Origin of the sequence: Emticicia sp. SJ17W-69 (assembly GCF_051209875.1) — a bacterium.
GTDB lineage: Bacteria > Bacteroidota > Bacteroidia > Cytophagales > Spirosomataceae > Emticicia.
This window is the reverse complement of the sequence record NZ_JBNTQY010000001.1, coordinates 3,371,708-3,386,802: the sequence shown is the minus strand read 5'-3', so window position 1 is coordinate 3,386,802 and position 15,095 is coordinate 3,371,708. Positions and strand designations below refer to the sequence as shown.

12 protein-coding genes are annotated in these 15,095 nt (G+C 34.0%); 8 read left to right on the top strand and 4 right to left on the bottom strand.

All coding sequences use genetic code 11. The annotated features are described in order from the left end of the window. The first annotated feature begins 14 nt into the window (after positions 1 to 14). From ACQUQZ_RS13780 to rho, 4 genes are all read left to right on the top strand, one after another. Positions 15 to 998 carry a YheT family hydrolase gene (locus ACQUQZ_RS13780; protein WP_435355578.1) on the top strand — a complete coding sequence of 328 codons (984 nt, stop codon included), beginning with the start codon at positions 15 to 17 and terminating at the stop codon, positions 996 to 998. A gap of 44 nt (positions 999 to 1,042) precedes the next feature. After that, entirely contained in the window at positions 1,043 to 2,173 is a 1,131-nt protein-coding gene (locus ACQUQZ_RS13775) for a mechanosensitive ion channel family protein (RefSeq protein ID WP_435355577.1), read from the top strand. A 9-nt stretch (positions 2,174 to 2,182) separates the two neighbouring features. Next, the gene (locus ACQUQZ_RS13770) at positions 2,183 to 4,156 is read left to right on the top strand and encodes an alpha-L-arabinofuranosidase C-terminal domain-containing protein (RefSeq protein WP_435355576.1); all 1,974 of its coding nucleotides are present in this window, start codon (positions 2,183 to 2,185) and stop codon (positions 4,154 to 4,156) included. Between the two features lie 384 nt (positions 4,157 to 4,540). Then, positions 4,541 to 6,247 (top strand): transcription termination factor Rho, encoded by a 1,707-nt coding sequence (gene rho, locus ACQUQZ_RS13765; RefSeq protein WP_435355575.1) that lies wholly within the window; start codon positions 4,541 to 4,543, stop codon positions 6,245 to 6,247. Positions 6,248 to 6,317: 70 nt separating this feature from the next. Here the strand turns inward: rho and ACQUQZ_RS13760 are convergent, their stop codons facing one another. From ACQUQZ_RS13760 to ACQUQZ_RS13745, 4 genes are all read right to left on the bottom strand, one after another. Beyond that, positions 6,318 to 6,872, bottom strand: coding sequence for a Uma2 family endonuclease (locus ACQUQZ_RS13760; protein WP_435355574.1), 555 nt, complete (start codon positions 6,870 to 6,872; stop codon positions 6,318 to 6,320). Between the two features lie 74 nt (positions 6,873 to 6,946). After that, positions 6,947 to 7,192 (bottom strand): T9SS type A sorting domain-containing protein, encoded by a 246-nt coding sequence (locus ACQUQZ_RS13755; RefSeq protein WP_435355573.1) that lies wholly within the window; start codon positions 7,190 to 7,192, stop codon positions 6,947 to 6,949. Positions 7,193 to 7,270: 78 nt separating this feature from the next. Further along, complete coding sequence (locus ACQUQZ_RS13750; protein WP_435355572.1) at positions 7,271 to 10,057, bottom strand: alpha-amylase family glycosyl hydrolase; 2,787 nt, start codon at positions 10,055 to 10,057, stop codon at positions 7,271 to 7,273. Between the two features lie 74 nt (positions 10,058 to 10,131). Then, positions 10,132 to 10,707 (bottom strand): Maf family nucleotide pyrophosphatase, encoded by a 576-nt coding sequence (locus ACQUQZ_RS13745; RefSeq protein ID WP_435355571.1) that lies wholly within the window; start codon positions 10,705 to 10,707, stop codon positions 10,132 to 10,134. Between the two features lie 137 nt (positions 10,708 to 10,844). On the opposite strand from ACQUQZ_RS13745, the gene ACQUQZ_RS13740 reads away from it, so the two are divergent. The 4 genes from ACQUQZ_RS13740 (at position 10,845) to ACQUQZ_RS13725 (ending at position 15,030) form a co-directional block, all read left to right on the top strand. Then, on the top strand, positions 10,845 to 12,689 hold the full coding sequence (locus ACQUQZ_RS13740; RefSeq protein WP_435355570.1) for a hypothetical protein: 1,845 nt from the start codon (positions 10,845 to 10,847) through the stop codon (positions 12,687 to 12,689). A 107-nt stretch (positions 12,690 to 12,796) separates the two neighbouring features. Beyond that, positions 12,797 to 13,258 (top strand): MarR family winged helix-turn-helix transcriptional regulator, encoded by a 462-nt coding sequence (locus tag ACQUQZ_RS13735; RefSeq protein ID WP_435355569.1) that lies wholly within the window; start codon positions 12,797 to 12,799, stop codon positions 13,256 to 13,258. Positions 13,259 to 13,315: 57 nt separating this feature from the next. Next, a complete protein-coding gene (locus ACQUQZ_RS13730; RefSeq protein ID WP_435355568.1) occupies positions 13,316 to 13,939 on the top strand; it encodes a YceI family protein in 624 nt (207 codons plus the stop codon). A 197-nt stretch (positions 13,940 to 14,136) separates the two neighbouring features. Further along, positions 14,137 to 15,030, top strand: coding sequence for an SDR family oxidoreductase (locus ACQUQZ_RS13725; protein WP_435355567.1), 894 nt, complete (start codon positions 14,137 to 14,139; stop codon positions 15,028 to 15,030). Positions 15,031 to 15,095 lie beyond the last annotated feature (65 nt).

Below are 15,095 nucleotides of genomic sequence, written 5' to 3'. Positions count from 1 at the left end.
AAATTTGTTATTTAATGCCCATTTTACCAACAAATTCAACTTATCGACCACCGAGATGGCAATTTAATGCCCATATTCAAACTATTTACCCAAGTTTATTTCGTAAAATTCCAATTGATTATAAGCGTGAACGAGTAGAATTGCCTGATGGTGATTTTTTAGATTTAGATTGGTCTTTGATTGAAAAATCGAATCGCAAAAAATTAGTGATTGTTACACATGGCTTAGAAGGAGATTCGACAAGACATTATGTAACGGGGATGGTGAAAAAGTTGAATGATAATGGTTACGATGGACTTGGTTGGAACTGTCGCAGTTGCAGCGGTGAAATGAACCGTTTACCAAGATTCTACCATCATGGTGATATTGATGACATTCGTTTTGTTGTGAATTATGCCATTGAAAAATACAATTATGAAGAAGTGATTTTGGTCGGATTTAGTATGGGCGGCAGTATGACACTTCGATTGATGGGTGAAAAACCTGAACAACTTCCAAACCAAGTAAAATTTGGTATTGCAGTTTCAGTTCCATTAGATCTATTCACTTCTGTTTATGAACTCTACAAGCCTGGACGTAGATTTTATATGAAACGATTTATTGATAAATTAGGCAAGAAAATTAAAGTCAAAGCAACGCAACATCCTAATAATCAATTGCTTAATCATGATGGATATAAAAAAATAAAAAACTTTGAACAGTTTGATGATCGTTATACCGCTCGAATGTTTGGTTTTAAAAATGCCCATGATTTTTATCACAAAGCAGCCGCCAAACCTTTTCTGAAGTCAATCAATATTCCGACCTTAATTATTCAGGCCAAAAACGACCCATTTCTCTCACCCGAATGCCTTGATTTAGGTGATGCAACAAATAATCCGAATCTTCACTTGCAGTTGCTTGAACTTGGGGGGCATGTAGGTTTTATGTTGCCTAATTCAAATGAAACTTGGGTAGAATGTCGGGTGATTGATTTTATTAATGGGCATAAAAATTGAGCAGAAGGATTCAAATTAACAAAATTTTCCAGTAACGATTCTAAATGAACAAAATAGATAAAATTCTAAAAACCACTTTTTTATATAATTCGCTTGAAAACTGGCTTTGGTTTTTAGGTATTTTACTCATTGGCTGGCTATTCAAACGTGTTTTTTCAGTTTTAGTAAGTAATATTGCTTATCGACTTATCAAAAAAGAAACACAAAATGTTCCTGTTGCAAAATTTGTTGATTTATTGAAACGCCCAGTTGAGTTTACTTTAAGTCTGCTAATTATTTATATGGCAGTCGATGAAGTTTCTTTTCCTCGGAAATGGCGGATTATTCCTTTCGGAAAAATGCGAGTGAGTGATTTTGCTGATAAATTATTGGATACTTTGTTTATCATTGCTATCACATGGATAATTATTCGATTAATTAAATTTTTTGCCATTGTTTTTCTCAAACGTGCCGAAGAAAACGAAACAAAAGCCGATGAACATTTGGTGCCTTTTTTTAGAGATATAATTATTGCTTTGATAGTTTTTTGCTCTTTTTTCTTGATTTTAGGGTTTGTATTTAGACAAGATGTCATTAGTTTAATCACTGGTTTAGGGATTGGTGGTGTAGCTTTGGCATTGGCAGCAAGAGCAACTTTAGAGAATCTTTTTGCATCATTTACTCTTTTTACCGAACAACCTTTTATTGTTGGTGATGATATTGAATTAGGCACAATGGTTGGGAAAATCGAAAAGGTTGGCTTTCGTAGTACTCGTATTCGTCATGTAGATGGAAGTCTGGTAATAGTACCTAACCAAATGTTGGTTTCTGAAACACTCAATAATCTTTCCCAACGAAAAGACCGCCGACATAAGTTTTTTGTTCGATTAAAATTGGATACACCGTTATCTAAAATTAAATTGGTGGTTGATGAAATTCAAGATGTTCTCATTACTAATGAACTAACAAGCGAACACGAGAGCCATGTGAAATTTGACTCAATAGGAGAGTACTCCCTCAATATACTCATTGTTTTTTTTGCTGCCACCCCTGATTATTGGGAAAGTAAAACGATTAGAGAAGACATGAATTTTGTAATTTCTAAAATATTAGAAAAACATCAAGTCGAACTTGCTCAACCAACTACCACACTTTTCGGTATTGCCGACGAAAAAAATATTGACTATGATTATTAATTTTATAAAATGAAAAAAATAACAACCCTTATTATTGCCGCATTGTTTGGTATCAATGTTTCAGCACAAAAAACTACTAAAATTGATGTTGATGCCACCAAGCCATTGGTTGTAATTCAACCAACCATGTACGGAATCTTTTTCGAGGATATAAATTTTGCTGCTGATGGTGGTTTATATGCCGAATTAATCAAAAACCGTTCGTTTGAGTTTGAATATCCTTGGATGGCATGGAAGCATCTTCCTGAAGCTGAAACTCGTTTCAATTTAGTAAACGAACTTACTATTTTTAACAATGCTCGTGAAAATGCAGCAAATCCAAGAATAGTAAGGGTCGATAAACGTGATGCCACAAAAGACATAGGACTTCAAAATGAAGGATTTGATGGAATTGGCATCAAAAAAGGAGAAAAGTATGACTTTTCGGCATTTGCCAGATTAAAAAAAGGAGATATAAGTTTATTGGTTGAAATAGTTAATAGCAAAAATCAAATAATTGGAAGTACTACAGTTGCACTTAAAAATGCTACATGGACTAAAGTCGAAGGAGTGATAACAGCTACCGAAACTGACCCTAAGTGCAAAGTTAATGTGATTTTTAAAGGTGGTGGACAGTTAGATATTGATATGATTTCGCTTTTCCCACAAGATACTTGGAAAGGTAGAAAAGGAGGCCTTCGCAAGGATTTAGTGCAACTTTTAGCTGACTTAAAACCTGGTTTTGTGCGTTTCCCTGGAGGTTGTATTGTAGAAGGACGTACTTTAGCTGAGCGTTATCAGTGGAAAAAAACGGTGGGCAAAGTGGAAAATCGTCAACAATTGGTAAATCGTTGGAATATGGAATTTCAGCATCGTCCAGCTCCTGATTATTATCAAACTTTTGGAATTGGATTCTTTGAATATTTTCAATTATGTGAAGACATTGGGGCTACGCCTTTACCAATTTTATCTTGTGGTTTAGCTTGTCAATTTAATTCTTCCGAAACCACTCCTTTAGAAGAACTTGAGCCATTTGTGCAAGATGCTTTGGATTTAATCGAATTTGCTAATGGCGGAACAGATACAAAATGGGGTGCTTTGCGTGCCGAAATGGGACATCCTGCACCGTTTAATTTAAAAGCGATTGGTGTTGGGAATGAGCAGTGGGGACAAGAATATTTTGAAAGATATGAAGTGTTTTCTAAGGCAATTCGTGCAAAATACCCTACTATAAAGCTTGTTTCGGGTACTGGACCTGGTTCAAAAGGAGAAATGTTTGAAGCTGCCGAAAAAGCATTGACAGTTCTGAAACCCGATTTGGTTGATGAACATTATTATGATTCACCGAAATGGTTTAGAGAAAATGCAGCTCGTTATGATAATTATGACCGTAATCGCTACAAGATTTTTGCGGGAGAATATGCAGCTCAAAGTGTAGCGACTGTAAGTCCTGATAACAAAAACAACTGGGAATGTGCCTTATCAGAGGCTGCTTTTATGACAGGATTAGAACGCAATGCAGATGTAGTTTATATGACCTCTTATGCACCACTTTTTGCTCATGTCAATCGTTGGCAATGGACTCCCGATTTGATTTGGTTCGATAATCTTACTTCATTCGGTACAGCCAATTATTATGTACAAAAACTTTACGCAAATAATGCTGGTACAAAAACTATTTCAATAAAAAGTAATGGACAGAATCTTATTGGAAAAAATGGCCTTTATGGAGCTGCTTCTCTCGATGAAAAAAACAATGAAGTTATTTTGAAATTGGTGAATACTTCAAGTGATAAACATACGATTGATTTAAATATCAATGGTTTAGCTGAAAATGCTGTTGGCAAAGTAATTTCGATGATAGAAAAAGATATTAAAAATTATAATACTATTAACGAGCCAAACAAAATTATCCCTGCTGAATCTGAAATCAGTATTACTAAAAGTAAAGCAAATATTGTATTAGAACCCTATTCATTTAAGGTTTTCAGAATAAAAAAATAAATTTTTAAAGAGTATTCATGGCTAAGCTATGAATACTCTTTAAACTCGTCAATAAATGTTTTCAATGTTATAAAACTTATTGTCAGTGTAAAACTTAAAATTTCTCAATATTTTTTAAAAAATATTTAAGAAATACATTGATATTTGAAAAAATAGTTATAACATTGCACTCAAATCCAACTAACGCTTCAATCGGCTCTTCTGTTCTCAGAACCAAACATATTTGAATCAGCCAATTGTATCCAACAAAATTTCTGTTTTTTTCGAGTAATCTCCAAGTATTTGGATAAATTCTATAAATTCTTGTAAGTGTCTTTTCTAAGTAACACCTGTAAAAATCTAACCGCTAACCATAGCATCGAAACGTATCGTTAATTCTCTCGTATGTACACATCAGAAGAACTGAACATCAAACTTCTCTCAGAGTTAAGAAAAATTTGTATTGAACTTGGCATCAAGGATGTCCGAACTGCTTCTAAAACAGAGTTGATTGAAAAAATTTTAGAGCAACAGACCAATAATGCTGCCTTCAATATGCCGAGAGAGGTATCTCCAATAGAACCTGTCACCCCTGAAAAACCACTTTTCAATGACGAAAAAATAGCAAAAAATCGCAAACGTTTACCCAAAACAGATGAAAAGCCTGTTCTAAGTAATACTACCGCCATTGCCAATGAAGCACCGGTGAGTGCTCCTAAAAAAACTGATAATAAAAAACCTTTTGAAAAAGTTAAGAAAACAGAGCCCGAATCATTTACTGATATGCGTGTAAATGAAAATGAGGAAGAGCCTGTTTTGAATTTAGAAGAGCCAGTTGATTTTGATTTGGCAGCAATTGATGCTGAAATGAATGAATTCGCTCGACTTACTGAGGATATTATTCCTGATGTTCCAGAACCGAAAGAAGATAAACGTTACGTTGATACTTATACTAAAGATATTAAAAAGCAATTCAATAATTTAATCAAAGAATTTGATGGAATTATTGAAAATGAAGGAGTTTTGGAAATTATGCAAGAAGGAGGTTATGGTTTCTTGCGTTCGGCCGATTATAACTATTTAGCCAGTCCAGATGATATATATGTATCACCTTCTCAAATCAAACTTTTTGGCTTAAAAACAGGTGATACTGTGAAAGGAGCTATTCGCCCGCCAAAAGAAGGTGAAAAGTATTTTGCCCTACTGAAAGTCCTTTCAGTCAATGGTAAAACAACTGAAGAGATTCGTGACCGTATTCCATTTGAATACCTAACTCCACTTTTCCCTGAAGAACAAATCAAATTGAGCAGTCGCTCAGATATTTATTCGACTCGTGTACTCGACTTATTTGCTCCGATTGGGAAAGGTCAACGTGGAATGATTGTAGCACAACCAAAAACTGGTAAAACGGTGCTTTTGAAAGAAATTGCCAATGCGATCACTCGTAATCACCCTGAAATTTATTTGATTATTTTGTTGATTGATGAGCGTCCAGAAGAGGTAACAGATATGCAACGCAGTGTGCGTGCTGAGGTTATTGCTTCAACTTTCGATGAAACTGCCGACCGTCACGTAAAAGTTTCGGGTGTAGTGTTGGAGAAAGCAAAACGCTTGGTTGAGTGTGGACACGATGTTGTAATTTTGCTTGATTCGATTACTCGTTTGGCTCGTGCCTACAATACTGTTATTCCTTCATCTGGTAAAATTCTTTCGGGTGGTGTTGATGCCAATGCTCTTCACAAACCAAAACGTTTCTTCGGTGCGGCTCGTAATGTAGAACATGGCGGTTCTCTGACTATTATCGCTACCGCCTTGATTGATACTGGCTCGAAAATGGATGAGGTTATCTTTGAAGAATTTAAAGGAACTGGTAATATGGAACTCCAACTTGACCGTAAATTATCTAACAAACGTGTTTATCCTGCCATTGATATTTTGGCATCTGGTACTCGTCGTGAAGATTTATTGATGGATAAAGATACACTTCAAAAAGTTTGGTTGCTCCGCAAATACATGGCAGATATGAACCCAATGGAAACGATGGAGTTCTTACTTGACAAAATGAAAGGAACTCGTAATAATGAAGAGTTTTTATTGACAATGAATAGATAAAAATACATGATGTACAAAAAAAGCCCTTTCAATTTTTGATTGAAAGGGCTTTTTTAATTGTTAATAATTTTTAAACAAAAATTTCACTTACTTTTATCGCAAACTCAGGCAAAACAGGTTTTGCCGAGCAAATATCATCATCCATACAAATTTGTACTTGTTTGCGTGAAGTATATACATAAATCAATTTTTGTTCAGGAAGGATATTCCATATAACTTTTACTCCAGCCTTAAAATATTCAGTTATTTTTTCTTCCACTTTATTTAAGTTATCATACGTTGAAATAATCTCAATTACAAAGTCGGGAATAACCTCGAAATCTTTCATGTTTTTTACCTGTGTTTTGGTAAAATATACAATATCAGGTCGTCGCATTTGAATACCAGTTAGCATTATATTTTGTTCAGCAACTAAAGTACCTGTTTTCCAAAGCCCCTTTGCAATAAAAAGGTCATTAATTGCTTCAAAAATAAAAAGATGTTTTCTATCCATCCCAGTAAATTGTATGATTTCCCCATCATTCCATTCGTACTTGAAACCATCTTCAGGCTCCCATTCCAAAAACTCTTCTAAGGTTTTTGGAAATGTCGATATAGGGTTTTCAGCTCCACTTATTGCCGTCATAATCTTAATGTTTTAGTCAAATTTATAAGATTTTGCTCTTAATTCAAATAAGAATGATATTTTTTACATTTCTATTAGTCAAGATTCCTTATAATTTTTTTCGACCTAATCACATCGTCTTGGTTGACAATTACAAAATAAATGCCTTCGGGAAGACCCGATAAGTCAAAGTCATGCAAAGCTTTTTCATGTACAGCTTCTTGCAAAATCTTGCCTGATAAATTGGAAAGTTGGTACTGTGTTTCGTATCCTGGGGGAACTTTTACATATACCTTTTCATCAGGTTCGTTATAATATATCACTAAGTCGTCTTTGCTCATATTTTGATTTTGTAGGACGGATTTCCTAATCCATCTTTTTTCGTTAAATAACAAACGAGTTAGGAAACTCGTTCTACATTAATTCTTGATTATTTTGGTTGTTCTTGTTTTTCCTTTTTGGGCTGTTTTAATCAAATACATTCCTTCTGGTAAATTGGATAAATCAAGGATTGGTTCAATTTCCTTAGTTTGGGTAGTAAACAATGTTTTTCCCCACAAATCTTCTAAGGAAATCTGTGTTTTTTCTCCATTTAGCTTCAAAGTTACTCGGTCAGTTGTTGGATTTGGGTAAACTTGAAATCTTGAATTTTGTATTGGAATTTCATTGGCAGTAATTGTAGTTATTCCTTGCCAAGGAACTAAGTTAGCCTCAGGAGTTGGTAGTTTAACATTGGTAAAAACATGAAATTCTCCTGCTGCCAAATTTATTTCAGGGTTTGTTTCACTGATATTTATTTCGGTACCAGTAAAATAATCATACCACTTCCCAGTTGATTCAAAATTTATAATTCCCTTTTCAGCACCTAATCCAAAGTTTGCTATAATACGAACATTCATAGATGGATGATTCAATGCTACTTGTTTCACAATTCCACTTGTTGATTCTCTAAAATCTTTCGATAAAAATGCTGCTTGAGTAGTTTTAAGTTTAATCAATTCGGCGTAAACTTTGAATAGTTTTAGACGATTTACATCTTTCAAATACTCCCATTTTTGAGGTTTTACACCAGTCCGTCCATTAAAATCAATACTTATATCATAGCCAAATTCTCCAAATTGCCATAGCATTTTTGGCCCAGGATATGCAAAAAATAATGCTGCTGCCGCTTTTGCTCGCTCAAGAACAGTATTTAGGTTTTTAACTTCATTTTTGCCATTATTCACCGCATCATAAACAATACGTTCTTCGTCATGGCTTTCCATATAACTAACCAAGTTGGGTTCACGCCAATTTCTATCTAAATAACTTAGCCCTGTAAGGCTATTATTTGTGCCTTTGATCATGTTTCTTATATTTCCATTCATGTTGGCCCAAAGCATAAATCCATAGTCGGCTAATTCTACTTCTTCACTATTTTCGGCTAAATGCTCCAAAATCAAGTAACAGTCTTTGTCATAAACTCGAATTTTATCATAAAAACGCTTCAAAAGTTTAATTCTGCTTGCATCATATTGACTCCATAGACCAACATTAGGGTCGGTGAGTTTTTGAGTAAAACCTTTTGATAGGTCGAAACGATAGCCATCAATTTTATATTCCTTTAACCAAAATTCTAATACTTTATCGAAATAAGCTTGTGTAGCAATACTTTCATGATTAAAATCAAAGAAAACGGAGTAAGGATGTGTAGCCTTTTGATTCAAAAACGGACTATCAGCGGATGGTTGAGATCCATTCCAATAGGCTTTTGCATAAGGGAATTCGAGGTCAGCATGGTTGAAAACCACATCAAAAATGACTGCAATGCCATTTTCATGGCATTTATCAATCAAAAATTTTAGATCATCTTTTGTGCCATAAGCCTTATCCGGGGCGGTATAATAGGTTGGATTATAGCCCCACGAATCGTTTGCAGTAAACTCATTTATTGGCATTAATTCGATGGAATTTATGCCCAAACGCTTGAAATAAGCAATCGAGTCAGCTACTTCTTTGTACCTTCGGGAATTAATAAAATCTCGAACTAAAAGCTCATAAATTACCAAATTCTCTTTCGCAGGACGTTTAAAATCTTTTACTTTCCATTCATAAGCGGCTTGCCCAGTTTGTAAAACTGAAACCGTTCCGCCAAAAGGATTATTTGCAGGATATAATTTTAGATTTGGATACGAGGTCGAAGGAATTGCTTTATCAAATTTTGGGTCAAGAATTTTCTCACAAAAAGGGTCGCCTACGGCAATTTTATAATCTATATAATACTGAAAAGCATATTCTTTACCTTTTTCTAAATTATTGACAGTCAACCAATAACGATTGCCATCTGGTGTTTGATTCATTAAATAATCGGGATTTACTTGCCAATTATTAAAGTCTCCAACGAGATAAACAAAACTTTTTTGTGGGGCATAAAATGAAAAAGTAACGGTGTTATCATTGATGTAATTGATGCCGTCTTTGATGTTTGGTGGAAGATTCAAGATATTTAATTTAGGTTTGATTTTAAATATAATTTCGTCAATTATTTCTTCATTATCCCTTTTGATTTGAAGAAACATATTTTTTGGTGTGGGAGACATTGAAATTTTTACTGAATCTGTATTTTTGCTCACAAAATTATTTATATCAAGATGTGAAATAAAATCAGTTCTTGTAGTATTGAATGCAAACGTAATTTTATCAGCTTTTTTTGAGGTTTTGAGGCTAATTTTTATGGTCTCATTTTCTTCAAAAAAAGTGTTTAAGTCAGGTTCTATAACTTTATAATAGAGTTTATTATCATATAATGATAAGATAAAATCTTCCGTTTGAGATCGTCCATCACCACTTTTGAGCAACAGACCCAGTTTTTTGATCAACTTATCTGCAGGAACTTTAAAATAATCTCTTGGCTTGATTTTAATACTCCATCGATCATTGCCAAGAGAAGTCATTTTGCCTAATTCAAAAGGAACTGAGAAATTTGTTTGTCCAGTTGGTTGATATTCGAAGGCATTATCTGCTGTTCCTGCACCTGACCATAAATAAATATCAGAAGTTTTGCCTAAAAGTCCTGCTGCACGAGTATCTTTTGCTTGTTTTAAATCAAAAATGATGGTAAAATTATTATCTCCATTGGGAAAGTAAGAATCAGTTGTAACTAATTGACTATAAGCCTCTTGTAAACCAAAAAAGAAAATAAATAAATATAAAATATAAGATTTCATAGGTAATAAGTTAAAGTATTTTGTTTACAATTGCTTCAATTGTGGTTAAGCGATACACAAATTAGAAATTTGATTTACAATACTAAATACTTTTCTAATGCTTCATAAACCCGATGAATAGGTAGACCCATGACTGTATAAAAAGATCCTTCGATGCGAGGTATTCCAATCATTCCAATGAAGTCCTGTACTCCATAACTGCCTGCTTTATCAAATGGTTTGCATCTTTCGATATAGTAATCAATTTCCCAATCAGTCAATTCTTTGAAATATACAAAAGTGGTATCTGAAAATAAAATCGTTTCTTCTTGGGTCATAATGCAAACACCAGTAACGACCTTATGCACTCTACCACTCTGTTTTTTTAGCATTTCGGTAGCTTCAGCTACATTTGCTGGTTTGTTAAGTATCTCATTATCAACAATAACAACGGTATCTGCACAAAGAATGATTTCATCTTTTAAATCTTTTCTAAAACATTCAGCCTTGGTTTTAGCTAAAAAGATTGGCACTTCTTCGACGAGCATATCACTCGAAAAACTTTCATCGGTCGGAATTACTTTCACCGAAAAGTCATATCCAGCATTGTGCATGATTTCTTTACGGCGTGGAGAATTAGAGGCTAAAACTAAAGGTTTTGATAATTTCATTCTTTATAATATGTTTTCAAAAGACGAAATAAACTATTTTTAAGCAATAAATCCGTACAAATCATAATTCTAATTTGAATATAAATTGCTTATGTCTTGAAAAGTAAGTAGATTGATTAAAAATCAGTAATTTAGGAATGAAGTTCATAGTGGCTATATTGTTTTTTATTACTCAAGTAAGCTTGGCACAAAAAAGTAGAGCCGACAGCCTTGACAGTGGAAAATCTGTGGAGGATAGTGTAATGTATGCAAGATTGAAACAACGAATGACTAAAAGCCGAGTAGGGCGTGAGATTTATGGTGCTGTTTTTAGAGATGTGTATAATACTAACGCTCAAAAAAAAGAAATAAACAAATTAGAAATTAACCCTTTTGAAAAATATGATGGAAAAGTTATAGGTAAAATTTTAATTAAAAAGCTTGAAATATTTGGTCCTAGTGTCAATGATACTACCCGAAAAGGAAATAAAATTGAGCATTTTGCCAGCAAAACGTTTCATTATAATACCCGTGAACGAGTGATTCGACAATCTTTTCTTCTCTTTAAAGAAGGTGACCTTCTCAATCCAAAAACTTTAAAAGATAATGAACGATTATTAAGAGCTAATGCGATCATTCATGATGCCCGTATTTTAGTGGTTGAACGAAAAGATGTCAAATGGATGGTTGATATTTTGATATTGATACAAGATGTTTGGTCAATCAATTTTGATGTTTCGGCAAATGGATTGAATAATTTTGTTTTTGGGGTGGAAGATAGAAATTTTCAAGGGCGTGGACATTCATTTCTAAATAAAATAACATGGCGAGCTGATGACCCTTACCAAAGATTAGGATTACGAAGTATATATACAATTCCATATATTGGTAAAACTTTTATTACAGGACAAGTAAGGGCTATTTATGAGCGTGATTTAACGCAATTTGCTGCGAGAATAAATCGTTCCTTTTTAACTACAGAAACCCGTAATGCAGGCTCATTTGAACTTGGTTACGTCAAAGTAAGAGAGTATAAAAGATTGATAATCAATAATATAGATAGTTCATTGGTTTATCAAGTAGGTAGTTTTTATTCGGATGTGTGGTATGGGCGATCGTTCAAAATAGTTGGTTTAAATCCAAACAAACGTATCATAATTGCAGCTAGAAGAAGCAGTTTTGACTATACCAAGCGTCCTGAAGTAAGAGCTGATACCAATAAAATTTACTGGAATCGTACCACTTGGCTTGGAAGTATCGGGTATTCTAATCGTAATTATCAACGTGATATATTGATTTATGGTTTTGGACGTACAGAAGACGTTCCTATTGGAAATTTATTTTCATTGACTTTTGGTACTGAAAATACCGAATTTGGTAATAGAAATTATGCGGGAGTACAGTTTGCAAGAGGGATGTATTTACACAAAAATCAGGGTTATTTTTATGCTTTGGCAAATGCAGGGACTTACCTTAAACAAAAAGAAATACAACAAGGAACAATCGGTATTCAAAGTTTTTATTTCAGTAAATTAATGAAATTTGGCAAAGCTAATGGACGTCAATTTATTAATTTGGGATTTACTTATGGACTTAATCGTGATGCCTTAGATTATCTAAATATCAGTGGAAATGATGGAATTTTGGGTGTCAATAGCGAAAGTTTGAGAGGTGATAAAAGATTGACACTTGGTTTTGAATCTGTTTTGTTTTCATACAAAAGCATTTTTGGATTTAGAGTGGCACATTTTGCATTTGCCAATTTTGGCCTGGTAAGTCTAAAAGATAAATCATTGATTTCCAGTAGGTTATATCAAGGTTATGGAATTGGATTTCGTTTAAGAAATGAAAACCTTACCATCAATACTTTTCAAATTCGCTTGGGATATTACCCAAATATCCCAGATATTACTTCTGCTTTTCGTTTTGCTTTCGATGGTTCACAGCCTTTAAGGCTCCGAGATTTTGATATTTCTGCACCTTCGATTGTACCACTTCGATAATTTTTTTTATTAAATTTGAACTAAACAAAAAAAACTTTTGTAATATATGTAGCAACATTTATTGTTAATGTATTATATTTGTATATTCATTAAACAGCAATATAGACATGTCAATAGAAAAAGATATTAAGCAGCAAAAGCCTTTTAAGAGTCCTTACCAGAAATTATTGGTAAATATTATTTATACCTCTAATTGGATGAATTTTGAGCAACAAGGCTTATTAAAGCCTTATGATTTATCTTCTCAGCAGTATAATGTATTAAGGATTTTGCGAGGGCAATACCCAACTCCTATTACTGTCAATGGTATTATCGAAAGGATGTTGGATAAAATGTCTAATGCTTCACGCTTAGTTGATAAGCTTTTGTTGAAAGGCTTAGTTTCAAGATGCGATAATGCAAATGACCGCAGAGCTTGTGATATTAGAATTACAGATAAAGGAAAAGAAGTGTTAGAAATGATTGATAGTCAGCAAAATGAATGGGAAATGGCTCTGAAAAAAATTACAGAGGAGGAAGCAGAAACATTAAGCAGTTTATTAGATAAGTTGAGAGGAAGTATTGATTGATTGGATAGGAGTATTTTTTTATTTTTTATATTACGTTTAAACCAAAATTTAGTAAAGATGAAAGTTGTTAAAAATTTGATGTTTGTAGCTTTTGCTGCATTGGTAAGTGTTTCAGCAATGGCTGATGGTGGAAAAAAAGCTTCAAAAAGTGCCGCTCCAGTAGCTTTGAAAGTTGATGCAAAAACAAGTACATTTAACTGGTTAGGTAAGAAGTTTACAGGCGAACACAATGGTACAATTGGTGTTCAAAGTGGAAGTTTAGTAGTGAATGGCGGAAAATTATCGGGTGGTGAATTTACGATTGATATGAAATCAATTAAATGTTTGGATTTGACAGATGCAGGTTATAATGCAAAATTAGTGGGTCATTTAACTTCTCCAGATTTCTTTGACGTAGCAAAATATCCAACTGCTACTTTGAAAATCACAAAAGCAACGGCAAAAACTGCAACAAATTATGATATTGCTGGTAACTTGACAATCAATGGTGTTACACAGCCAATTACATTCCCTGCGGTTGTAACAGTTGCTAAAGATGCAACAACGGCGACTGCAAAATTTGAAGTTGATCGTACAAAATTTGGCAGTAAATTTGGTTCAAAATCATTCTTTGAGTCGATTGGTGACAAAATGATTTATGACAACTTCCAAGTTGATGTAAAAATTGTTGCTTCAAAATAATTTTTATTGCTTCGATGATTAGAAGCCGATAGTATAAAGATTTGTATTCATCGAATATTTTTTATAAAAAAGCCATGAATGAGTTACTCATTTGTGGCTTTTTTGCTTTAATTTGTAGATTAGTAAATTTCTGTGGACTGTGGTCTATTGGCAATCAACTAATTATATACAATACTCAACACTAAAAATTAAATAAAATGGCTTACAATCAACCAATGTTAAAAGAAGGTTCATTAGATGGTAAAACTTTTGTGGTTACAGGGGGTGGAACCGGGCTCGGCAGAGCAATGTCGAAATATTTTCTTGAACTCGGAGCAAATGTGGTTATCACTAGTAGAAAACTGGCAGTTTTGGAAGAAACCGCTCATGAATTAGAAAAAGAAACGGGTGGTAAAGTGCTGCCTATTGCTTGTGATGTGCGTGATTATGGTGCAATTGAAGCGATGAAAGACAAAGCTTTGGCAGAATTCGGTCAGGTAAATGGCTTATTAAATAATGCAGCAGGAAATTTTATCTCGCCAACAGAGCGACTTTCGCACAGAGCTATTGATACGGTAGTGGATATTGTTTTGAAAGGAAGTTATTATTCGACTTTGGCTTTTGGTAAACATTGGATTGAACAAAAACAAAAAGCGACGGTATTGAGTATTGTAACGACCTATGCTTGGACAGGCTCCGCTTTTGTAGTGCCTTCGGCAATGGCCAAAGCTGGAGTATTGGCAATGACACGTAGTTTGGCAGTTGAATGGGCAAAATATGGTATTCGCTTCAATGCTATTGCCCCAGGTCCATTTCCAACCAAAGGAGCATGGGATAGACTTTTTCCAGTAGATGCTTTTCCAGAACATTTGCGTGAGCGATTCTCCGATTTTGGTAATGTGCCTTTGAAAAGGGTAGGAGAGCATCAAGAATTGGCCAATTTAGCAGCATACCTAATGTCTGATTTTTCATCTTATATCAATGGAGAAGTTGTCACGATTGATGGGGGCGAATGGATTAATGGTGCAGGAGAATTCAATCATTTGAATCAAATTCCAAGCGAAATGTGGGATATTATTCAAGCGGTGATAAAGGATAAAACGAAAAAGTAGTTCTGAGTTCTGAATTATGAGTTCTGAGTGTGAGAGTGAAAATTTTGAATAGGTAAGACTTATTT